The sequence below is a fragment of the Microbacterium sp. 4R-513 genome (assembly GCF_011046485.1).
In the GTDB taxonomy this organism is placed as follows: Bacteria; Actinomycetota; Actinomycetes; order Actinomycetales; family Microbacteriaceae; genus Microbacterium.
In genome coordinates this window covers 2,914,381-2,934,860 of record NZ_CP049256.1, presented here as the reverse complement: position 1 = coordinate 2,934,860, position 20,480 = coordinate 2,914,381, and the positions used below count along the sequence as shown (strand labels likewise).

The window sequence follows — 20,480 nt, the reverse complement described above, 5'->3', positions numbered from 1 at the left end:
TGCCATGTCAGTGGGACTCACGAGCGACCTTCGATCCGGACGATCCGACGAGGAAGTCCAGGTCCGCTCCCCGGTCCGCCTGCAGGACGTGGTCGACGTAGAGCCGCTGCCAGCCTCGGCGCGGATTCGCATACCCGGCCACGGTCTGCGCGCTGGGGGTGCGGGCCTCGAGCTCGTCGGCGGGAACGTCGAGGTCGAGGCGGCCCGCGCGTACGTCCAGCGTGATCCAGTCCCCTGTCTGCACGAGAGCAAGCGGTCCGCCGGCGGCCGCCTCCGGTGTGACGTGCAGCACGACCGTGCCGTACGCGGTGCCCGACATGCGGCCGTCGCAGATGCGCACGACATCGCGCACGCCTCTCTCGAGCAGCTTCTTCGGCAACGGCATGTTCGCGACCTCGGGCATCCCCGGATAGCCCTTCGGGCCGCAGCCGCGCAGCACCATCACCGAGTTCTCGTCGATCTGGAGGTCGGGATCATCGATCCGGGCGTGGAAGTCCTCGATCGAGTCGAACACCACTGCTCGGCCGCGGTGCGCGAGCAGATGAGCGGATGCCGCGGCCGGCTTGATCAGCGCTCCGCCGGGTGCGAGCGATCCGCGCAGGACAGCTATGCCCGCCGCAGGCTGCAGAGGGCTCTCGCGCGGCGAGATGACGTCGGCGTCCCAGATCTGCGCGTCGTCGAGGTAGTCGACGAACGGTCTGCCGGTGACGGTCAGCGCGTCACCGTCGAGCAGGTCGCGCACCTCGCGCATGACGGCGAGGAATCCGCCGGCGCGATACAGGTCGTCCATCAGGTACAGGCCGGCGGGCTGGAGGTTGACGAGCAGCGGCACGTCCGCGCCGATGCGGTCGAAGTCGTCGATCGTGAGGTCGATGCCCAGCCGGCCTGCGATCGCCAGCAGGTGCACGACGGCGTTGGTGGATCCGCCGACCGCGGCGAGCGCGACGATCGCGTTGTGGAAGCTTCCAGCCGTGAGGAATGTCGACGGGCGCCGGTCTTCGGCGACGAGCTGCACCGACAGGGCTCCTGTCTCGTGCGCCGCTTCGAGCAGCCGCGCGTCGGGGGCGGGCGTGCCCGCGAGGCCCGGCAGGACGACGCCGAGCGCCTCGGCGACGAGCGCCATGGTCGAGGCCGTTCCCATCGTGTTGCAATGGCCCTTCGACCGGATCATCGACGACTCGCTCTTGAGGAACATCTCGTCGCTCAGCGTCCCCGCCCGCACCTCTTCGCTCAGCCGCCACACATCGGTGCCGCACCCCAGCGCTTCGTTGCGGAAGTGACCCGTCAGCATCGGGCCGCCGGGCACGACGACGGCAGGGAGATCGACGGATGCCGCGGCCATGAGCAGCGACGGGATGGTCTTGTCGCAGCCGCCGAGCAGCACGACGCCGTCGATGGGATTGGCCCGCAGCATCTCTTCCGTCGCCATCGCGGCCATGTTGCGCCACAGCATCGCCGTCGGGCGCACCTGCGTCTCGCCGAGCGACACCACCGGAAGCTCGAGGGGGATGCCGCCCGCCTCGTAGATCCCGTTCTTCACCGACTGGGCGACTTCGGCGAGGTGGGCGTTGCACGGCGTGAGATCCGAGGCCGTGTTCGCGATCGCGATGTGCGGACGACCGTCGAATGCGTGGGCCGGGATGCCGCGTCGCATCCACGCTCGATGGATATACGAGTTCCGATCATCGCCGAAGTACCACTCAGCGCTTCGGGTCATCGCCGACCCCCCTTCATCGCGGCGCTCCGGCGCTCGGGCGGCGCCGAGGCATCCGGTTCCGTCACCGTACAGCGCGTGCGAGCGGCGTACGAGACAACGACGCGGACATGCGACCGTCGCTCGGCGCTACGCGACCCGCTCCGTGATGACGCGCGCCGTCGCCTCGGGGTCGGCGCGGTGCATCACCGACTCGGGAACGACGACAAGCTCGGCGTGCGGGATCGATTCGGCGAGTCGGTCGGAGCCCGTGATGAGGATCGGGAACGTCTGCTCGCCGCGGAGCACGGTCACGGGCTGCGACACCGACAGCATCTCGGCGGTCGGAACCGAGACCTGGTTCGTGAGCTTCGTGTCGTAGACGGTCGACTGTGCGATGGCCGCGAGGGGTGCGAACTGCGGGCTGGCGCGGAAGCCGTCGACCATCTCCTTGGGAAGACCCACACCCTCGAGCTGGAACGTCACGACGGCATCTTCGCCGCGCCCCTCGTCGACGAGCTGCTGCAGCCGCTCGGCCAGGTCGGCGGCGGGCTCGCTCTCGCCGAATCGCAGCGGCGGCTCCGACAGGAACAGCGCCCGGATGGGCACGCCGAGTGACGCGGCGAACAGGGCGAGCACGGCGCCCGAGGAATGGCCGAGCACGACGGCATCGCCGCCCACCGCTCCGATGACCGCAGCGAGGTCATCGGCCTCGTCTTCGGGCGTGCTGCCCTCCTTGTCACCGCTCGACCCGCGGGCCCGTCTGTCCCACGTCACAGCCCTGAAGCCCGCGTCGGCCAGCGCGGAGGCGAGGGGCCCCGCATCGACCGCTTGAGACAGAGCGCCGTTCACGATGACGACGACAGGGCCCTCGCCGACCTCGTCATAGGCGATCGGCGTACCGTCAGCGGAGTTCACGATGTGCATGGCGCCCACCATAGTGACGGCGTGGGACAGTAGGGATTCGAACTTCGCGACGCCCGGGAGGACCGCACCGTGAGCCATGCCGATGCCATCGACGTCCTGCGCCGTCGGGAGAGCGAGAAATGGACGGCCTACCCGGACGACGTCCTCCCTCTCTTCGTCGCCGAGATGGACTTCGCGCTGGCTCCGGCCATCAAGGCCGCGCTCGCGTCAGCCCTCGACCGGAGCGACACCGGGTACGTCAACACGCTCGACACCCGCACCGCCCAGGCCTTCGCCGACTTCGCGCACGATCGGTGGGGGTGGCGTCCGCGAGTCGAGAGCATGGGGTACGCGACTGACGTCAGCACGGTCATCGTCGAAGGGCTGCGTCGGCTCATCGCGCCGGGCGACGGCGTCGTCATCACGCCTCCCGTCTATCCCCCGTTCTGGGACTTCATCACGGAGGCGGGCGGCGTCGTCGTCGAGGTGCCGATGCTCGACGACGGCCAGTCGTACGGACTGGACCTCGACGCCATCGACAGGGCTCTCGCCGCCGGTGCGCGGGCGGTGCTCCTGTGCAACCCCGGCAACCCGACGGGCACCGTGCACACGCGGGAGTCGCTCGCCGAGCTGTCGCGCATCGTGGCGAGGCACGAGGCATCCGTCATCAGCGATGAGATCCATGCGCCGCTCGTCCACTCCGGAGGCGTCTTCACCCCGTACCTCACCGTGTCGGACGAAGCGCGCGACCACGCGATCGCCGCCGAGTCGGGCAGCAAGGCCTTCAACCTCGCGGGCCTGAAGACGGCGATGTTCGTCGCCGAGTCGGAGCGGATGACGCAGCTCATACGCAGCCTCCCCGAGGAGGTCGCGGTGCGCGCGGGGCTCTTCGGCTTCATCGCGACGCGGGAGGGCTTCACGAAGGGACGGGACTGGCTGGATGCCACTGTCTCAGCCATCGAGTCGAACCTGGATCTGCTCGGTCAGCAGGTCGCCGACCACCTTCCCGGCGTCCGCCTCCGCCGCGGCCAGGCTACCTACCTCGCCTGGCTCGACTTCTCTGCGCTCGGCCTGGGCGACGACCCGGCGGCCTGGATCCTCGAGCATGCGAAGGTCGCATTCGTGGGCGGTCCGGACTTCGGCTCGCCAGGCAAAGGCTACGCACGCCTGAACGTCGCGTGCGCCCCGGACACCATCGTCGAAGCGGTGGGCCGGATCGCCGCGGCGCTCGCCTCCCGCGGCTGACGATCGACCGGATGCCGCGACCCGTGGCGAGCGTCGGCGGCACCGTTCAGAATGTTGCGGTGTCTGCGGCCAGAAGCGTCGCGACGGAAGAGGAGCGCTGTATGACGAAGTACCTGATCGCCCCCAGCGGATTCCCGCGCGAAGAGGCGTCCTGACATGGCCGAGATGCCCCAGTGGACGGAACGCTTCGTGCTGCTCTACTTCTCGGGCCCGGAGGCGCGGACGCGCATCCCCGAGATGTTTCCGGCACACCACGCCTACACGCTGGACTTTCAGGCGTCCCGCCCCGGCGAGCTGCTGCTGACGGGGCCCTTCGCCGACACGATCGAAGGCCAGGCGGGCGCCATGAACGTCTTCACCACGCGGGAGGCGGCCGAGACTTTCGCAGCCTCCGACCCGTTCGTGACCGAGGGCGTCGCCGAATCGTGGCTGGTGCGCACCTGGCTCCTCGGCGGCGAGTGACCGTTGTGGTCGCGCGGCGCGGGTGAGGACCGCTCGGGTCGCCCGCTCCACGGTGCTACGTTCGCGCCGTGTCGCGCGATGACCCGACCCTCGGTCTCACTCTGGGTGGCGGCGGTGCCTTCGGCGCCGCGCACGTCGGGGTGCTGCAGGTGCTCGCGGAGCGAGGCATCCGTCCCGGTGTGGCGACGGGCACGAGCTCCGGTGCGCTCGTCGCCGCCGCCTACGCGGCAGATGTCGATCCCTCCGCGATCGAGCGCGCCGCGCTCGCGTTCAAGTGGCGCCAGATCGCCGGCTGGTCGGGCGCGCCGCGATGGGGCCTCCTCGATTCGAGCGTCGTCGCCAGGTCCGTGCGGCGCGCGCTCGGCACGGACCCGCTCATCGAGGAACTCCCTCGCCGCTTCGCCGCGGCGGCCACCGATCTGCGCACCAGACGGCTCGTCGTGATCGATCACGGCCCGCTCAGCATCGCACTGCGCTCGACCATCGCCGTTCCCGGGTTGATCCCGCCCGTTCGTCGCCACGGTGCGCTGCTCGCCGACGGCGGGATGATCGACAACGTTCCCGTCCAGGCCACGCGTCTGCTCGGAGCGGAGCGTGTGATCGTGGTGCGACTCCACGCGAAGTGGGAGAACGTCCGCATGATGCGCACCGTCACGCGAACCGCCGACCTCATGCGGGATCCGTCGGTGCTCCTCATCCAGCCCGAGATGGAGCGGATGGCGCAGTGGACGATGTCAGACGTGCCCCGCCTCATCGCAGAGGGCCGCCGCGCGGCGATGGCCGCCCTCGACGAGACCGATCCGGCCGTGTGGGCGCCGGGTGAGCGCACCTCGTAGATATCACTTGGGATCGGCTCGCGCGCGGCGTCAAGCCGCCCGTCCGGGCCGAAGTTCTCAGGACTTGGGAGGGTTGAACATGAACTCGAGGCGGATGCCGTTGTCGTCCTCGACGAAGGCGGCGTAGTAGCGCTCATTGAACCGCGGGTAGAGCTTAGGTTTCCGCACCGCGGTCCAGCCCGCGGCGAGCGCGAGGTCGTGCAGCCGGTCGACCTCGTCGCGCGAGGCGACGTCGAAGGCGAGATGCTGCCATCCCACCGTTCCATGCCGATGCGGGCCCGTTCCCGGCTCGCGAGCCGGGAACAGGATGAGCTCCGTCTCGCCCTCCGCGTACCAGGAGACGGAGTCCGCCGCGTCGGTCCGCTCGAACCCGAGAGCCGTGAGGACCGGATCGAACTGCGCGACCCCGCGGGGCAGGTCTTCGACGGTGATTCCGAGGTGGTCGACCAGAGGCATCCCCTGAGTCTTGTGGATGCCGCGCTCGCCGACGCCCATCGACGCGCACGACCGCCGCCGCTGGATTGTGGTCACCCAGACAATCGGACCGAGGCGGGGCAGCCGGCCGGAGTTCACAGGCCCGGTCTGATCGCGCACGCCTCGCCCGCGACACGAAGCTCGCGCACAGGATTCGCCGAATCGTTTCGATAGACTTGACGGTCGGCTTTTCCGGCATCCTCCCCTCCCCTTCTTCTCCCTTCGAGAGCACGTTCATGTCCACTGCCCTGACGACGGGCCGCCCTTGGCGCGTCATCGCCCTGTTCTCCGTGCCCCTTCTCATCGGCAACGTCGTGCAGCAGCTGTACCAGTTCGCCGACGCGATCGTCGTCGGACGCCACCTCGGCGTCGACGCGCTGGCAGCCGTCGGCGCGACGGGCAGCATGCTGTTCCTGCTGCTCGGGTTCGCGTGGGGACTGACGTCCGGCTTCGCGATCCCCACCGCTCAGGCGTTCGGCGCTCAGGACTTCCGCGCCGTGCGCCGTTCGGTCGCGGCGGGCACGCTCCTCACGGCCGTGTGCTCGGTGCTGCTGACGGTGGGCGCTCCGCTTCTGAGCCGCCCCCTTCTCGAGCTGCTGCAGACTCCGCCCGAGCTCATGGACGACGCCGTCGTCTTCGCCCAGATCAGCTTCCTGGGCGCCGGCGCGCTCATGTTCTTCAACTATCTGTCCGCGATCATCCGCGCGATCGGCGACTCCCGCACCCCGCTCATCTTCCTGACCCTCGCCTGCGGGCTCAACGTCGGGCTCGTCATCCTCATGGTGGGAGCCTTCGGGTGGGGCGTCGGTGGAGCCGCCCTCGCGACGGTCGTGTCGCAGGCCGTGTCGGTGCTCCTCTGCCTCCAGTTCGTGCGTCGACGGATGCCTGTGCTCCATGTCCGTCGCGACGACTGGCGCGTCTCGCGAGCCGAGCTCGGGGCGCACCTGCGTCTCGGGCTCCCGATGGGCTTCCAGGCCTCCATCATCGCCATCGGCACCCTCGCGGTCCAGGTGGCGCTCAACCAGCTCGGGACCGACGCGGTCGCCGCCTACACCGCGGCATCACGCGTCGACGGGCTCGCGGTCGCCCTGCTGCAGTCCCTCGGACTCGCCGTCTCGATGTACGTCGCGCAGAATCACGGCGGCGGCCGTCCCGACCGCATCCTCCGCGGCGTGACGCAGGCGACGTGGATCGCGGTCGCCGCCGCCCTGGTGCTCGGCGCGCTGATGGTGACGTTCGGCGCGACGCTCATCCGGCTCTTCGTCGGCGGCGGCTCGCCTGAGGTCGTCGGCCTCGCGGCGCAGATGCTCGCGATCAACGGCGCGACCTACTGGATCCTCGGCATCCTGTTCGTCGTGCGCGGCGCGCTGCAGGGTCTCGGCCACACGCTCATCCCGACCGTGACGGGCGTGATCGAACTGGTCATGCGCGTCGGTGCCGCCGTCGTCCTCGGCACGGCGCTCGGGTTCATCGGCGTCGCCGCGAGCAATCCCCTCGCGTGGCTCGGTGCCGTCGTGGTGCTGGTGCCGGCATACCTCCACGCGCGCCGGCAGCTGGCTGCGGCACCGGTCTCGCCGATGGTCTGGACGCCGACGACTCCGATCGCCGTCATGGGTCCCACGGACGGATCGATGACGGTGGATGCCGTCGTCACGGCGTCGATCGGGCTGCCCGGCGGCGCGAGCACCGGGTCTGTGCCCACCGTCCGGCGGGGGCGCCGTGTGCTCCCCCGATCCGCGCGAGCCCCACGGCGCACCCGCGGATGAAACCTGTGTCGGGGGTCCCGCGTACGATCTCGGCGTGGCGACTCTCGACGATGTGCGGAGCATCGCAGGCGACCTGCCCGGCAGCGAGGAGCGCGCGACGACGGGCGGCGCGGCGTGGTTCGTGCGCAACAAGCTGTTCGCGTGGGAATGCCACCCGTGGCCCAGCATCCCCGAAGACGTCCGCGCCATCGTCGCCGCCGAGCTCGTCCTCGGCGTGAAGGTCGCCGACGAGCTCGACGCCCTCGCCCTGCGCGAGATGGCCCCCGACGTGTTCCTGCCGCAGACGACCGGCTGGGGAGAGCCCAAGATCGCGTTCCGCATGGCCCGCATCGATCGCGACCACCTCACCGAGCTCGTCGTCGAGGCGTGGCGGGTCCAGGCGCCGAAGTACCTGCAGCGCGAGTTCGACGCCCTGCATGCCTGACCGGGACGCCGACCGCAACCCGATGCCGCTCCCCGGCCTCCGCGCGTAGGCTCCCACGCCATGAGCCCGAACGACCGCGACCATGACATCGTCCTCCTCGGCGCGACCGGTTTCGTCGGCAGGTTCACGGCCCGCCATCTGGCGCGATCTGCGCCCGACGGGGTGCGGATCGCCCTCGCCGGCCGCTCGCGGGACCGCCTGACGGACCTCACGCGGGAACTCGGCGTCGACTGGCCCACGGTCGAGGTCGACACCGCCGACGACAGAGCCGTCGCCCGGCTCGCAGCATCCACCTCCGTCATCGCCACCACCGTCGGTCCGTACTTGCGCTACGGCCTGGGTGTCGCATCGGCCTCCGCCCGGGCGGGCACCCACTACGCCGACCTGTCGGGCGAGAGCATCTTCGTCGCCCGCAGCATCGAGCAGAATCACGAGGCGGCCGAGAAGAGCGGCGCCAGGATCGTGCACTCGTGCGGCTTCGACTCGATTCCCTCCGATCTCGGGCTGGGCCTTGCGCACGCGGCTGCCGGCCGAGTGCCGATCGTGGCAGCGACCCTGCGGGTGCGATCGATGCGCGCCGGCATCAGCGGCGGGACGATCGACTCCCTGCGCCAGCAGCTCAAGGAGGCGAAGACGGATGCCTCGACCCGTCGTCTCATCGCCAGCCCCTACGCCCTCACGCCGGGTCCGTCCGTTCGACTGCCCGGCGGGTCGGGCAGCGGCTGGGGCAAGGAGCGCGGGGTGTGGCAGGCGCCCTTCATCATGGGCGCTTACAACCAGCAGATCGTGCAGCGCACGAACTACCTGACGGGATGGAGCTACGGCCAGCTCATGCGGTATCGCGAGGTCGTCCGGACGGGTCGCGGGCCTGCCGGATTCCTCCGCGCGGCGGGCATCACGCTCGGAACCGGTGCGCTGGTCGGTGCGATGTCGTTCGCCCCGACCCGCGCGGTCGTCGATCGGGCCCTCCCTGCACCCGGCACCGGTCCGAGCCCGAAGACCATCGAGCACGGGCGCTTCGTCCTCGATGTCGACGTCTATCCAGTTGAGGGCGAGCCCGTGCGCGCGACCGTGGCAGCTCCGTTCGACCCTGGGTACGGCGGCACCGGAGTCATGCTGGGCGAGTCCGCATTGAGCCTCGCGCTCGACGATCTTCCCGAACGCGCCGGAGTCCTCACGCCGGTGGTCGCCATGGGCGAGCAGCTCGCCGACCGCCTGCGCGGGCACCGCTTCACGCTCGACGTCGCACCGCTGGGCTGATCAACGAATCGGCCGCCCCGACGGGTCGGAGCCAGGGCCGCAGCACTGTCAAGGGGGTGCGGCGAAGCAGCGTCCTGCACGATGGTGAGCGCATGAGCATCCACAACGCGCACCTCGACGGCGGGCTCGACGACGACGATCGCACCGCCGCGATCGAACGCGTCATCGCCGAGGTGGAGGACGACATCCGTCACGGAAGGGTGACCGATGACCTGAGCCTTCTCCTGGGCGAGCGGCTGGAGGCGGCCGGCGTCACGCTCGCGCCCGCCGCGATCGACGAGCTCGCCGAAGCCATCGAAACGGACGTCTCGCTGTAACCAGCCCCCGCCTCAGCCCTCGGCGAAGATCCCGACCGACTCCGAGAGCCTCGTGACCTCATCCGGGCTGAGCTCGAGATCGGCCGCCTGTGCGGAATCGGTGATGGACGCCGCGCGCCGCGCTCCCGGGATCGGGATGACATGCGGGTCGAGCGCGAGCTCCCACGCGAGCACCACCCGCTGCGGGCTCACGCCGTGCGCTTCGCCGACCTCGCGGAATGCCGAGAAACGGTCGCCGACGCTCCGCGCTCCCCCACCCGTGCCGCCGAGCGGGCTCCAAGGCAGGAACGCGATTCCCCGTGCCCCGCAGAAGCGCAGTTCGCTGTAGCTTCCTGGATGCCGCGGCGAGAACTCGTTCTGCACGCTCGCGAGGTTCCCCTCACCGAGAACGTCGATCGCGATCTGGATCTCCTCGACGCTCGCATTCGAGATGCCCACCGCTCGCACGAGCCCTTCCTGCTGCAGCTTCCCCAGAGCCTTCATGATGTCGCCGTACACCAGCCAGCGGTCGGGCCGGTGGTACTGGTACAGCTCGATCTGGTCCAGCCCGAGGATCTCGAGCGACTTCTCGACCGCCGATCGCAGGTACGCCTCGGAGCCGTCGCGACCCCAGACCTCACCCTCGCTGCGCGTGATGCCGCCCTTGGTCGTGACGAAGATGCTCGAGGCATCCCCATTCCACGTGCGCAGCGCCTCGGCGACGATGCGCTCGTTGTGCCCCATCTGGTCCCACGCAGGCGCGTAGATGTCCGCCGTGTCGATGAGTGTCACACCGGCGTCGAGCGCCGCGTGCACTGTCGTGACGGCGTCTTCGAACGACGGGTACTCCTTGTCGTTGTTCATCGACAGGGGCATGGCGCCGAGTCCGATCGCGGATACCTGTCGTCCTGCCAGAGTGCGCTGCTGCATGGCGCTCCTTTCTCGGGAGTCCAGACTGCCAGTCGCCGTCGACACCCGACCGGGACTGGACAACGGCGTGCTCGACGCTTATCCCGCGCGTGGGATCCTGGATGCCGGAACGCTCCCCGTCGCGACGAAAGGCACCGCCGTGAAGATCGCCCTCCTTCGACGGTTCGTGGCGCTGGTCGAGAACGACCTGCACTTCCCGCGCGCCGCCGGAGCCCTCGGCATCCCCCTGCCGTCTCTGTACTCGTCGATCGACAAGCTCGAAGCGGAAGTCGGACACCCGCTCATGTCGGGAGAAGGAGCCGACCGCACGCTGACCCCGGCCGGAGCACTCCTGCTCGATGAGGCCAGGCAGCGGATCGCCGCTGCGCCGCCGGCACCTGAGCCGGTCGTGAAGGCCGGCGGCAAGGCGAAGGCGTCGAAGGGCAAGGGCCGGGCACCCGTCGTCAAAGGGCAGCCGAAGCCCTACAAGAAGCGTCAGGGACGCTAGGCCGGGCTCCTCGAAAACTCTCGAAACCTTTTGCCACGCCCGCGGGCGCCGCTTAGCGTGTTTGTTGCGCGCAAGAACATTTGCGTCATCCCCCCGCCGCACATGACCGACGACGATGTCAGGAGTTCCCCCCATGCGACGATCCCTTCGATCGCTCGTGGTGGCCACGGCCACCGCAGCCCTCGTATTCCCCCTTCTGGGCGCGACCGCGGCGAACGCGGAGCCGCCCGGGTACAGCCATGCCGACAAGAACACCCTTCGCAACCAGGCGCCTCGCGATCTCGCGATCGGCAGCGCCGTGTGGGGCGCCAGGGATCTCGTGCAGTACGACCGCAAGGCACCCACCGAATACCAGCAGGTTCTCAGCGCCCAGTTCTCGTCGCTGACGCCCGAGAACGACATGAAGTGGGAGTCCATCCATCCCGCGCCAGACGTCTACGACTTCACGTCCGCCGATGCACTGGTCGCTTTCGCCAAGGCTAACCACCAGCAGGTGCGCGGCCACACGCTTCTGTGGCACAGCCAGAACCCTGCCTGGGTGACCACGGCCAGCCAGACCTGGACCTGTGACCAGGCGCGTGACGTGCTCGAAGACCACATCCGCACGGTGGTGGGCCACTTCAAGGGCGAGATCTACCAGTGGGATGTCGCGAACGAAATCTTCCAAGACACCTGGGACAACGGCGGTGTGCGGCTGCGCACCGAGGCGAACCCCTTCCTGAAGGCCTGTGCCGCCGACCCGATCGCCCTCCTCGAAGACGCGTTCCGTTGGGCGCACGAAGCCGACCCGGAAGCGGTGCTCTTCCTCAACGACTACAACGCGGAGGGCATCAACGAGAAGACCGACGCCTACTACGCGCTCGCACAGCGGATGCTTGCCGACGGGGCTCCGCTCGGCGGCTTCGGCGCTCAGGGCCACCTCAGCCTGCTGTACGGCTTCGACACCTCCATGCAGGCGAACTTCGAGCGCTTCGCCGCGCTCGGGCTCGAAGTGGCGGTGACCGAGGCGGACGTCCGCATCCCGGTGCTGCCGGGAGAGACGGGGCCGACCCCCGAGCAGGTCGCCGTGCAGGCCGAGCGCTATGACGCGATGCTGACGGCGTGCCTGAACGTGACCGCGTGCACGTCCTTCACGGTCTGGGGCTTCCCGGACGCGAACTCGTGGGTTCCCGGCGTCTTCCCCGGTGAGGGCTGGGCGACGATCTTCGAGGATGACTACACCCCGAAGCCCGCCTTCTGGGCGATGCTCGAGTCGCTGCGCGAGGCGACTCCCGGCACTTCGCCGCGGCACAGCTGATTCGGACGACGACGGCGGTCGGCCTTCGGGCCGGCCGCCGTCGTCGCGCATCCGGCGCCGACCGCACCGGTCCGTGGCGGTGTCGCGCGTCGGACTATACGTTGAAGCGGAACTCCACGACGTCGCCGTCCTGCATGACGTAGTCCTTGCCCTCCAGGCGAGCCTTGCCCTTCGAGCGGGCCTCGACGACCGAGCCTGTCGCCACCAGGTCGTCGAAGGAGATCACCTCGGCCTTGATGAAGCCCTTCTCGAAGTCCGTGTGGATCACGCCGGCCGCCTGCGGGGCCTTCCAGCCCTTGCCGATCGTCCAGGCGCGAGCCTCCTTCGGGCCCGCCGTGAGGTAGGTCTGCAGGCCCAGCGTGTCGAACCCGATTCGAGCGAGCTGGTCGAGACCCGACTCCTCCTGACCCGTCGAGGCCAGCAGCTCGGCAGCGTCCTCGGGGTCCAGGTCGATCAGCTCGGACTCGATCTTCGCGTCGAGGAACACCGCCTTGGCGGGCGCGACCAGGGCTTCGAGCTCGGCCTTGCGCGAGGCATCCGTCAACACCGCCTCGTCGACGTTGAACACGAAGATGAAGGGCTTCGCGGTGAGGAGCCCGAGCTCCTTGATGGGCGAAAGGTCGATGCCCGACGCCGACAGCAGCTCCCCGCGCTGCAGCGCGTCGCGCGCAGCCTCGGCGGTCTGGAGCACGACGGGGTCGAGCTTGCGGCCACGCACCTCCTTCTCGTAGCGGGCGATCGCCTTCTCGAGCGTCTCGAGATCGGCGAGCTGCAGCTCCGCGTTGATGGTCTCCATGTCGCTCTGCGGGTTCACCGCGCCCTCGACGTGCACGACGTCGTCGTCGGCGAAGCCGCGCACGACCTGTGCGATCGCATCGGCTTCGCGGATGTTCGCGAGGAACTTGTTGCCGAGCCCCTCGCCCTCCGACGCGCCCCGCACGATGCCGGCGATGTCGACGAAGGAGACGGCCGCCGGGAGGATCCGCTCGCTGTGGAAGATCTCGGCCAGCTTGTCGAGCCGCGGGTCGGGCAGGTTCACGACCCCGATGTTGGGCTCGATCGTCGCGAACGGGTAGTTCGCCGCGAGCACCTGATTCTTGGTCAGGGCGTTGAAGAGGGTGGACTTGCCGACATTCGGCAGACCGACGATTCCGATGGTGAGAGCCACGGGAGTCCAGTCTACGTGGGCGGCCGTGGGTGGCCGTGGCCGCTCAGAGCAGGTCGAGCAGTCCTCGCAACTCCGTCACGACGGCATCCGGCTCGCAGTCCTGCACCGCCTCGACGCGGTTGATCCACACCGCCCGCAGACCGGCACGGCGAGCGCCCTCGACATCCGCCACCTGGTTGTCGCCGATGTGGAGCGCCTCGTCGGCGCCGAGCCCCAGCATCCCGAGGGCGATCTCGAAGATCTCTGCCTCGGGCTTCTCGACGCCGTGCTCGCCCGAGACTATGACCGCGTCCACGAGGTCGCCGAGGCCCACGGCATCGACCTTGGCCCGCTGCAGGCCCGTCGGACCGTTGGTGATGATCGCGATCCGGATGCCTCGCTCCCGCAGCGCCGCGAGCACCTCGCGCGACTCGGGGTAGAGCTCGAACGACGCCTGCTCGCCGGCCGTGTGCAGGGCGAGAGCGTGGTCGACGGTCTCCCGGTCGTCGACGTCGAAGCCCGCCAGCGTGCGACGCCACACCTCCCGCGCGACGGCGTCCTCGTCGACCTCGCCCGTGAACCACTGCTCGGCCAGCTCGGGCCAGTACAGCCGCCACGCCTCGAGGTTGGCGGCCGACACCTCGGCCGCGTCCAGTTCGGGATGCCGCGCCGCGACCTCGGCCGCGACATCCGTCACGACCTGGCCCATCTTGTCGTCCCGCAGCAGGGTGCCGTCGAGGTCGAAGCAGACGCCGCGGATGCTCACGCGCCCCGCCCGTCGGGGTCGACGCGCCACCGCATGAGGACGTTGCCGGACTCCTCCCACACGCGCGTCTCGAGCAGCCGCAGCGCGACGGGCGGCCGCGAATCGAAGAGCGACACTCCCCCGCCCGCGATGAGCGGGAAGGTCACGAGGTGCAGCTCGTCGACGAGTCCGGCATGCATCAGGTCGTTCCACAGCACCCGCCCGAGGAGGATCAGGATGCCGCGACCCGGCGTCTCTTTCATCGCCGCCACCATGGAGCGGGCGTCGGCGATCCGCACGATCCGGGTGTTGGAGTAGGGCGCGATGTCTTCGCGCGTGATCGTGTCGGAGACGACCACCTTGTCGACGTCGAGGATCAGGTCGGCGAACTCGCGTCGGATTGCGGTGGCCTGGGGGTTGCCTCGCACGCCCGACCAGTACTCCATGTTCCCGAGGAACGACCGGCGCCCCGCGAGCAGCAGGGTGTCGGAGTTCTCGAGCAGTTCGGCGGTGTAGAAGTCGAACGAGTCGGCGCCGTCGTAGTCGGGATGCTGGTGCTCGAAGAACGAGATAATGTCGTGGTCGTCATCCTCGTACCGTCCGTCGACGGTGACGAAGTTGCAGACGATCAGCTTCTGAGCGCTCATGGGCGGATGCCTCGGAACGCCTCAGTCCGGTACGGCAGCGCGATCTCTCCCCCGCCGCCGACCTCGTCGTACAGCTCCTCGACGTGTCGGAGGATCCGCGCCCGCTCATCCGGACCCGCGGTGATGACGTAGCTGCGAGACGCCACCATGTTGGTGAAGACGGGCTTCGTGATCGGCCGCTTCCACTCCCACGTCTCGCGCTCGAACGACGTGAAAGGCGGGTGGGGGTCAGGACCGCCCTCCGCGATGAGCGACTCGGCCGGCGACGGGTGCATGATCGCGGTGAGCCGGCGCACCCAGTCCACGCTCTCGTCACGGACGTTCCAGATCAGACCGAGCACGCCGCCCGAACGCAGCACACGGGCGGCCTCCTGAGAGGCGGCCGCGGGGTCAACCCAGTGCCACGCCTGGCCGAACGTCACGACGTCGACGCTGGCATCGGGAAGCGGAAGCTGTTCAGCCGTCCCGACAAAGGTCGGCACAGCGAAGACGTTGTCGCGCAGGGTCGCGAGCATGGCCGGATCCGGATCGATCGCCACGACCTCCGCGCCCGCCTCGACGAGCGCCCGCGTGAGCTTGCCGGTCCCCGCTCCGGCGTCGGCGACCCGCTCGACCCGCTCACGACCGCGCGCCGGCGCGAGCAGCCACTGCACCGCCTCGAGCGGGTAGTCGGGCCGGCCCGACTCGTAGGCTCCCGCGGCGGAGCCGAACGACCTGGACATCTCTTCGCGGCTGGCCATGTCCCGAGCCTACGGCGGGCGGACGACGGATGCCTCGAACTCCTGTTCCCCGCCGCACGGCGCGCCTCGGCATCCGTCGCACGGCTGCGGGTGAGGCTGGCAGCGTGCCATTGGACTTCACCGCGATCGACTTCGAGACGGCGAACTCCAGCACTGCCTCCGCATGCTCCGTCGGGATGGCCCGCGTGCGCGATGGCGAGGTGGTCGCAACGGCTGGGTGGCTCATCCAGCCCCCGCCCGGCCACGACCGGTTCTTCGAACTGAACACGCGGATCCACGGCATCCGTCAAGAAGACGTCATCGGCGCGAAGGGCTGGACCGAGCAGCTCGTCGATCTTGCCGCGTTCGTCGGCGACGATGTGCTCGTCGCGCACAACGCCGGCTTCGACATGACCGTGATCCGGCTGGCGTGCGAGGCGACCGGCGAGGTGTGCCCGCCGTACCGCTATATGTGCAGTCTGCAGGTGGCGCGAAAGCTGTACGAGCTGGACTCGTACCGGCTGCCGTCCGTCGCGGCGGTGGCGGGGTTCATGGATTTCGCCCATCACGACGCGTCCGCGGATGCCCTCGCCTGCGCGCACATCATGATCGATGCCGCACACCGCACCGGCGCCTACAGCATGACGTCGCTCGCCGAGGCTGCGAACGTGCGGATCTCGCAGATCCGAGTCGTGGAGCCGGCGCCCCTCTTCGACTTCGACGCGGCGGTCGCCGTCGCCTGATCCCTTCCGCCGGCGATGTCGGAGGTCGGTGAGAGGCTTGTCTCGCGTCGGAAGAGAAGCTTCTCAGCCGACGAGACCAAGCCCAGTGCCCGGGCGAGATCACGCAGCGCGATCGCGGTGCGGCGACCTGATGGGGCACGATGCACGGGCACGGAGTTCTCGGCTTGACCGACGTTCAGGCTGCCGAGCTCGCCGATGCGGCTGCGCTGCTGCAGCGGGGATTGGATGCCGCGGCCGAGGCCCGCGCGATGGTGACGACCGCCCTCGCGCGCGGTGGCAGGATCGCCGAAGACGTCGCCGCGTCGAGCGACGCTCGCGTACGCGACCACGACATGGCGCTTCGGTCCATTGCGGCCGAGTTCGCCGGCATCCTGATGATGGACGACCGCTCCGTGCAGCGGCGCATCGGTGAGGCGCGGGAGCTGACCGAGCTGTATCCACGCACGTTCGAGGCTGGTCGGCACAACGAGATCTCCGAGCGGCATCAGCGGCTCATCACCGAGCTCGGCGCCGCCCTGCCGCCCCACAAGCGGGACGACTTCGAGACGGTCGCGATCGCCGTATGCCAGGAAGACACCCCTGGCCGGGTCAGGTCCCGGCTCGAGATCGTCGCGGCGCGGCTGCATCCGCGGACCCTGGCGGAGCGTCATCAAGAGGCCCGCGAGACGCGGAACGTCCGCGTGATCGACCTCGGCGAAGGCATGTCCGATCTCATCGCGACGCTCCCCTCGGTCCTCGCTCATGCCGTCTACGACCGGCTGACCGCGCAGGGGCGCGCGATCAGCAATGCGCGCACGCACGCTCCGACGTCGACCTCTCAGAAGACGGATGCCTCGTCCTCCGCTTCTACCCGGGATGAGACGCTGTCGCGACTCATCCCGGGTGACGTGGTGGCGAGCGACGCGCGGACGCTGGACCAGATCCGCGCCGACGTCCTGGCCGACATCCTGTTGACCGGGGCGCCGGACGCCGACCCGACGCGGACGGATGACGGACCCGGCACGCTCGGAGCGATCCGTGCACGCGTTCAGGTCGTCGTGCCGGCGTTGACCGCTCTCGGAGCCGACGACGGACCGGCTGATCTCGTCGGACACTCCCCGATCGACGCTGAGACGGCTCGGGCGCTCCTGGGCTCGACGACTCACCCGATCGAGCGGATCCTCACCGACCCGGTCACAGGATCGGTCATCGAGGTCGACACGTACGCGCGACCGGCTTCCCTCGACCGGTACCTCCGGGCACGAGATCAACGCTGTCGGTTCCCGGGCTGCCGGCTCCCGGCGGTGCGCTGCGAGGTCGACCACAACCATGACGCGGCGCTGGGCGGCAGGACCCACCGGTGCAACCTCTGCCATCTCTGCCAGCGACATCACTCGATGAAGCAGTTCACGCCGTGGCGAGTGCGCCAGTTGAAGGGCGGCGTCATGGAATGGACGTCGCCGCTGGGTCGCCTCTACATCGACGAGCCGCCGCTTCCGGTGACATTCCTTCCGGAGCTCGAATCCCGCCGGGTGTCGGAGGCATGAGCCATCCTTCTCACATGGATGCTCTTCTCGTTTCGATCCTCGTGATCGGCAGTCTCGCGGCCGGCCTGCTCGCCGGGTGGTTCGCGGGTCTCGCGCGCGGCACGACGCGGGCATCGCGCGAGCAGGGCGAGCTCCGCGCGCACCTCGCGGCGTCCGAGGCCGCGCGCGCCGGCGTGCAGGCGCAGCTCGACCACCAGCAGCTGCTCTATCGTGAGCTCGCCGGGCAGGCGCGCGCCGACCAGGCGATGCGCGAAGAGCGGGAGCGGCGCGAGCACGCCGTGCTCCGCGCCCTCGCACCGGTGAGCGAGACGCTCCACACGATGCAGCAGAAGGTCGATGCGCTCGAGCGCGACCGGCAGGAGCAGTTCGGGGCTCTCGCCGAGCAGCTGCGGCACTCGCGCGAGTCCGACGAGGCCCTTCGCGCGACGACCGAATCCCTCGCGAGCGCCCTCCGTTCGGGCAGCACCAGGGGTGTGTGGGGTGAGACGCAGCTGCGACGCGTCGTCGAGGCGGCAGGCCTCACGCGCTACGTCGACTTCGATACCCAGACGTCGATCGTGACGGATGCCGGGGCCGGCCGTCCCGATATGGTCATCCGCCTCCCCGGCGACAAGGCGCTGGCCGTCGATGCCAAGGTGCCGCTCGACGCGTACCTCGAGGCGAGCGCGATCCCGCTGACCGCGCAAGGCGCCGAGGGCGCGCGGCGCAAGGCGCTGCTCGAGAAGCACGTCAAAGCCGTCCGGGCGCACGTCGATGCCCTCGCCAAGAAGACGTACTGGGCCGGCCTGTCGTCGAGCCCCGAGTTCGTGGTGTGCTTCGTCCCCTCGGAGTCGCTCCTGGCGGCGGCGCTGGAGGAGGACCCCGCCCTCCTGGACTACGCCTTCGGGCGCCGAGTGGCGCTGGCGTCACCCGTGAACCTGTGGGCGGTGCTCAAGACCGTCGCATACACGTGGACGCAGCAGGATGTCTCGTCCGAGGCGCGGCGCCTCTTCGACCTGGGCAACCAGCTCTACGAGCGGCTCGGCGGTCTCGCGAGCCACGCCGATGACCTGCGACGCGCGATCGAGCGGACGGTCGACAGCTACAACAAGTTCACCGGCTCGCTCGAGTCGCGCGTGCTGGTCTCTGCGCGGCGGTTCCCCGGCATCGACGCGACCAAGCTCGATGCGGTGTCGGCGCCGGCCGCGATCGATCGCGCCCCCCGTCACCTCACCGCGCCCGAGCTCCTCGAGGCGATCGATGACGGCCGGACGCGCGGCGGAGGCTCCGAATCGGGCGGCCGAGAGGACGAACTCGACCTCGGTGCCGACCTAGGGGATCTGCGCGACCGAATCGCGACGGACTGAGACCGCCAACGACCTTGCGTCGTCGGGTCAGGCGCCGCCGGGAACCAGGCTCATGAGGGCGATGACGCCAGCCGAGACGAGCACGAACGCGCCGATCATCCACCACGCCGAGACCTGGTGTCCCTCGTCACGACGAACCCGGAAGAAGACGTCGGGTCGGCGGGCGGGGTCGGTAGCGTCCTTGATAACGGCTTGGGCTCCGGTCTGCGGACCCGTGGTCTGCACGGTCATCGGCATCCCTTCGACGTGCGTCGGCGCCGTTCGACGCCTTGACCATTGTGCCAGACGGCTCTCGATCAGCCGGGTCGGCTTGACAACGACTAGGACACGTTCCCAGAACGTTCACATCTCGGTCGACACCCCGGACTCGCGCGTCGGCTCCGTGCTAGGCGGTCAGAGCCACTTCGAGGTCAGGTGCTCCGACGTGATCCGCCGCAGGGTGCCGGAGGCCCCGCGCAGCACGACGCTCTCGGTGTAGATCCAGTCCCCCTCGCGGCGCACGCCGCCGACGAGCTCCCCGTTCGTCACGCCGGTGGCGACGAACAGCGTGTTCTGGCCGGTCACGAGGTCGTCCGCCTCGTAGACGAAGTCGTCGAGCTTGAGGCCCGCATCGACGCCCTTCTGCTTCTCGTCGTCGTCGCGCGGCCACAGACGCCCCTGGATGTGCCCGCCGAGCGCCTTGATGGCGCACGCTGTGACGATTCCCTCGGGACTGCCGCCGATACCGACGCACATGTCGGTGCGGGCGTTGTGGCGCGCGGCGTTGATGCCGCCGGCCACATCGCCGTCGGACATGAGTCGCGTGCCGGCTCCGGCATCCCGGATCTCTTGAATGAGCTGCGCGTGCCGCGGGCGGTTCAGGACCGAGACGACGAGCTCGTCGACGGGCTTCCCGAGCGCCTTGGCGAGCAGGCGGATGTTCTCGGCGATCGGAAGACGGATGTCGACCACGCCGACACCGGCCGGCCCGGTCACGAGCTTGTCCATGTAGAAGACGGTTGAGGCGTCGAGCATCGTGCCGCGATCCGACACCGCGATGACCGAGAGCGCGTTGTTGCGCCCCTCGGCCGTCAGCGTCGTGCCGTCGATCGGGTCGACCGCGATGTCGCACTGCGGCCCGCGCCCGTTGCCGACGGACTCGCCGTTGTAAAGCATGGGGGCGTTGTCCTTCTCCCCCTCGCCGATGACGATGACGCCGTCGAAGTTCACCGTGGTGAGGAAGGCGCGCATCGCGTCGACCGCCGCACCGTCGGCGAGCTCCTTCTGCCCGCGCCCGATGAAGGGGACGGCCCGGATCGCCGCCGCCTCCGTGGCCCGCACGAGCTCGAGAGCGAGGTTGCGATCGGGGTGCAGAGGGCTCATGTCTTCGGTCAGGCTCACCATGGGCGTCAGCCTAGCCTCGGGCCTTCACACCCTTCGCCGATTTCCGGTCCACTGGCGCGAAGGAATCGCGGTTCTTTCCGTCCGCGAAGATCGCGCCGCTCGTCGAGGAGCAGGGATGCCGTGGCATCCCGACCCCGCAAGGCGCTTC

22 protein-coding genes are annotated in these 20,480 nt (G+C 69.5%); 12 read left to right on the top strand and 10 right to left on the bottom strand.

From position 1 onward, the window contains the following. Positions 1 to 7: 7 nt before the first annotated feature. A complete protein-coding gene (locus G5T42_RS12875) occupies positions 8 to 1,717 on the bottom strand; it encodes an IlvD/Edd family dehydratase (protein ID WP_165129062.1) in 1,710 nt (569 codons plus the stop codon). Positions 1,718 to 1,843: 126 nt separating this feature from the next. Further along, positions 1,844 to 2,620 carry an alpha/beta fold hydrolase gene (locus G5T42_RS12870; RefSeq protein ID WP_165129060.1) on the bottom strand — a complete coding sequence of 259 codons (777 nt, stop codon included), beginning with the start codon at positions 2,618 to 2,620 and terminating at the stop codon, positions 1,844 to 1,846. A gap of 69 nt (positions 2,621 to 2,689) precedes the next feature. On the opposite strand from G5T42_RS12870, the gene G5T42_RS12865 reads away from it, so the two are divergent. The 3 genes from G5T42_RS12865 to G5T42_RS12855 all read left to right on the top strand — a co-directional run bounded on the left by G5T42_RS12865 (position 2,690) and on the right by G5T42_RS12855 (position 5,142). Then, complete coding sequence (locus G5T42_RS12865; RefSeq protein ID WP_241245815.1) at positions 2,690 to 3,844, top strand: aminotransferase class I/II-fold pyridoxal phosphate-dependent enzyme; 1,155 nt, start codon at positions 2,690 to 2,692, stop codon at positions 3,842 to 3,844. Between the two features lie 156 nt (positions 3,845 to 4,000). Beyond that, positions 4,001 to 4,306 (top strand): YciI family protein, encoded by a 306-nt coding sequence (locus G5T42_RS12860; protein WP_206535639.1) that lies wholly within the window; start codon positions 4,001 to 4,003, stop codon positions 4,304 to 4,306. Between the two features lie 68 nt (positions 4,307 to 4,374). Next, positions 4,375 to 5,142, top strand: coding sequence for a patatin-like phospholipase family protein (locus G5T42_RS12855; RefSeq protein WP_165129058.1), 768 nt, complete (start codon positions 4,375 to 4,377; stop codon positions 5,140 to 5,142). A gap of 57 nt (positions 5,143 to 5,199) precedes the next feature. Here G5T42_RS12855 and G5T42_RS12850 read toward each other — a convergent pair whose 3' ends face one another. Then, a complete protein-coding gene (locus G5T42_RS12850) occupies positions 5,200 to 5,673 on the bottom strand; it encodes a VOC family protein (RefSeq protein ID WP_241245814.1) in 474 nt (157 codons plus the stop codon). A gap of 179 nt (positions 5,674 to 5,852) precedes the next feature. Between G5T42_RS12850 and G5T42_RS12845 the strand changes: the two genes are divergently transcribed. The 4 genes from G5T42_RS12845 to G5T42_RS12830 all read left to right on the top strand — a co-directional run bounded on the left by G5T42_RS12845 (position 5,853) and on the right by G5T42_RS12830 (position 9,383). After that, the gene (locus tag G5T42_RS12845; RefSeq protein WP_165129056.1) at positions 5,853 to 7,382 is read left to right on the top strand and encodes an MATE family efflux transporter; all 1,530 of its coding nucleotides are present in this window, start codon (positions 5,853 to 5,855) and stop codon (positions 7,380 to 7,382) included. A 34-nt stretch (positions 7,383 to 7,416) separates the two neighbouring features. Beyond that, complete coding sequence (locus G5T42_RS12840; protein ID WP_165129054.1) at positions 7,417 to 7,806, top strand: MmcQ/YjbR family DNA-binding protein; 390 nt, start codon at positions 7,417 to 7,419, stop codon at positions 7,804 to 7,806. Positions 7,807 to 7,866: 60 nt separating this feature from the next. Next, positions 7,867 to 9,066, top strand: coding sequence for a saccharopine dehydrogenase NADP-binding domain-containing protein (locus tag G5T42_RS12835; RefSeq protein WP_165129052.1), 1,200 nt, complete (start codon positions 7,867 to 7,869; stop codon positions 9,064 to 9,066). Positions 9,067 to 9,158: 92 nt separating this feature from the next. Next, positions 9,159 to 9,383 carry a hypothetical protein gene (locus tag G5T42_RS12830; RefSeq protein WP_165123776.1) on the top strand — a complete coding sequence of 75 codons (225 nt, stop codon included), beginning with the start codon at positions 9,159 to 9,161 and terminating at the stop codon, positions 9,381 to 9,383. A gap of 12 nt (positions 9,384 to 9,395) precedes the next feature. Here G5T42_RS12830 and G5T42_RS12825 read toward each other — a convergent pair whose 3' ends face one another. Beyond that, positions 9,396 to 10,292 carry an aldo/keto reductase gene (locus G5T42_RS12825; protein ID WP_165129050.1) on the bottom strand — a complete coding sequence of 299 codons (897 nt, stop codon included), beginning with the start codon at positions 10,290 to 10,292 and terminating at the stop codon, positions 9,396 to 9,398. Here G5T42_RS12825 and G5T42_RS12820 point away from each other — a divergent pair. Together G5T42_RS12820 and G5T42_RS12815 are read left to right on the top strand one after the other, a co-directional pair. Continuing rightward, positions 10,291 to 10,779 carry a LysR family transcriptional regulator gene (locus G5T42_RS12820; RefSeq protein WP_241245813.1) on the top strand — a complete coding sequence of 163 codons (489 nt, stop codon included), beginning with the start codon at positions 10,291 to 10,293 and terminating at the stop codon, positions 10,777 to 10,779. The genes G5T42_RS12825 and G5T42_RS12820 overlap by 2 nt on opposite strands. A gap of 133 nt (positions 10,780 to 10,912) precedes the next feature. Further along, complete coding sequence (locus G5T42_RS12815; RefSeq protein WP_165129048.1) at positions 10,913 to 12,076, top strand: endo-1,4-beta-xylanase; 1,164 nt, start codon at positions 10,913 to 10,915, stop codon at positions 12,074 to 12,076. 94 nt (positions 12,077 to 12,170) lie between these two features. Here G5T42_RS12815 and ychF read toward each other — a convergent pair whose 3' ends face one another. Genes ychF through G5T42_RS12795 form a run of 4 tightly spaced genes read right to left on the bottom strand, consistent with a single transcriptional unit; the run spans position 12,171 to position 15,355 of the window. Next, on the bottom strand, positions 12,171 to 13,244 hold the full coding sequence (gene ychF / locus G5T42_RS12810; RefSeq protein ID WP_165129046.1) for a redox-regulated ATPase YchF: 1,074 nt from the start codon (positions 13,242 to 13,244) through the stop codon (positions 12,171 to 12,173). Between the two features lie 43 nt (positions 13,245 to 13,287). Further along, entirely contained in the window at positions 13,288 to 13,989 is a 702-nt protein-coding gene (locus tag G5T42_RS12805; protein WP_165129044.1) for an HAD family hydrolase, read from the bottom strand. Further along, positions 13,986 to 14,615: a dihydrofolate reductase family protein gene (locus G5T42_RS12800; protein ID WP_165129042.1), complete on the bottom strand. Its 630-nt coding sequence runs from the start codon at positions 14,613 to 14,615 to the stop codon at positions 13,986 to 13,988. The genes G5T42_RS12805 and G5T42_RS12800 overlap by 4 nt, the downstream gene beginning before the upstream one ends. Next, positions 14,612 to 15,355 carry a class I SAM-dependent methyltransferase gene (locus tag G5T42_RS12795; RefSeq protein WP_165129040.1) on the bottom strand — a complete coding sequence of 248 codons (744 nt, stop codon included), beginning with the start codon at positions 15,353 to 15,355 and terminating at the stop codon, positions 14,612 to 14,614. The genes G5T42_RS12800 and G5T42_RS12795 overlap by 4 nt, the downstream gene beginning before the upstream one ends. 104 nt (positions 15,356 to 15,459) lie before the next feature. Between G5T42_RS12795 and G5T42_RS12790 the strand changes: the two genes are divergently transcribed. From G5T42_RS12790 to G5T42_RS12780, 3 genes are all read left to right on the top strand, one after another. Next, positions 15,460 to 16,077 carry a 3'-5' exonuclease gene (locus G5T42_RS12790; protein WP_165130235.1) on the top strand — a complete coding sequence of 206 codons (618 nt, stop codon included), beginning with the start codon at positions 15,460 to 15,462 and terminating at the stop codon, positions 16,075 to 16,077. Positions 16,078 to 16,241: 164 nt separating this feature from the next. Further along, on the top strand, positions 16,242 to 17,603 hold the full coding sequence (locus G5T42_RS12785; RefSeq protein ID WP_165129038.1) for an HNH endonuclease signature motif containing protein: 1,362 nt from the start codon (positions 16,242 to 16,244) through the stop codon (positions 17,601 to 17,603). A gap of 14 nt (positions 17,604 to 17,617) precedes the next feature. Next, on the top strand, positions 17,618 to 18,949 hold the full coding sequence (locus tag G5T42_RS12780) for a DNA recombination protein RmuC (protein ID WP_165129036.1): 1,332 nt from the start codon (positions 17,618 to 17,620) through the stop codon (positions 18,947 to 18,949). Positions 18,950 to 18,976: 27 nt separating this feature from the next. Here the strand turns inward: G5T42_RS12780 and G5T42_RS12775 are convergent, their stop codons facing one another. Then, complete coding sequence (locus G5T42_RS12775) at positions 18,977 to 19,180, bottom strand: UDP-N-acetylmuramyl pentapeptide phosphotransferase (protein WP_241245812.1); 204 nt, start codon at positions 19,178 to 19,180, stop codon at positions 18,977 to 18,979. Between the two features lie 162 nt (positions 19,181 to 19,342). Beyond that, entirely contained in the window at positions 19,343 to 20,332 is a 990-nt protein-coding gene (glpX, locus tag G5T42_RS12770; protein ID WP_165129032.1) for a class II fructose-bisphosphatase, read from the bottom strand. Positions 20,333 to 20,480 lie beyond the last annotated feature (148 nt).

Coding starts and splice junctions, on each gene's coding strand:
- G5T42_RS12875 (WP_165129062.1), bottom strand. CDS start 1,717: ATGACCCGAAGCGCTGAGTGGTACTTCGGCGATGATCGGAACTCGTAT.
- G5T42_RS12870 (WP_165129060.1), bottom strand. CDS start 2,620: ATGCACATCGTGAACTCCGCTGACGGTACGCCGATCGCCTATGACGAG.
- G5T42_RS12860 (WP_206535639.1), top strand. CDS start 4,001: ATGGCCGAGATGCCCCAGTGGACGGAACGCTTCGTGCTGCTCTACTTC.
- G5T42_RS12845 (WP_165129056.1), top strand. CDS start 5,853: ATGTCCACTGCCCTGACGACGGGCCGCCCTTGGCGCGTCATCGCCCTG.
- G5T42_RS12835 (WP_165129052.1), top strand. CDS start 7,867: ATGAGCCCGAACGACCGCGACCATGACATCGTCCTCCTCGGCGCGACC.
- G5T42_RS12830 (WP_165123776.1), top strand. CDS start 9,159: ATGAGCATCCACAACGCGCACCTCGACGGCGGGCTCGACGACGACGAT.
- G5T42_RS12820 (WP_241245813.1), top strand. CDS start 10,291: ATGGCGCTCCTTTCTCGGGAGTCCAGACTGCCAGTCGCCGTCGACACC.
- G5T42_RS12825 (WP_165129050.1), bottom strand. CDS start 10,292: ATGCAGCAGCGCACTCTGGCAGGACGACAGGTATCCGCGATCGGACTC.
- G5T42_RS12815 (WP_165129048.1), top strand. CDS start 10,913: ATGCGACGATCCCTTCGATCGCTCGTGGTGGCCACGGCCACCGCAGCC.
- G5T42_RS12800 (WP_165129042.1), bottom strand. CDS start 14,615: ATGAGCGCTCAGAAGCTGATCGTCTGCAACTTCGTCACCGTCGACGGA.
- G5T42_RS12795 (WP_165129040.1), bottom strand. CDS start 15,355: ATGGCCAGCCGCGAAGAGATGTCCAGGTCGTTCGGCTCCGCCGCGGGA.
- G5T42_RS12780 (WP_165129036.1), top strand. CDS start 17,618: ATGGATGCTCTTCTCGTTTCGATCCTCGTGATCGGCAGTCTCGCGGCC.
- G5T42_RS12775 (WP_241245812.1), bottom strand. CDS start 19,180: ATGACCGTGCAGACCACGGGTCCGCAGACCGGAGCCCAAGCCGTTATC.
- glpX (WP_165129032.1), bottom strand. CDS start 20,332: ATGGTGAGCCTGACCGAAGACATGAGCCCTCTGCACCCCGATCGCAAC.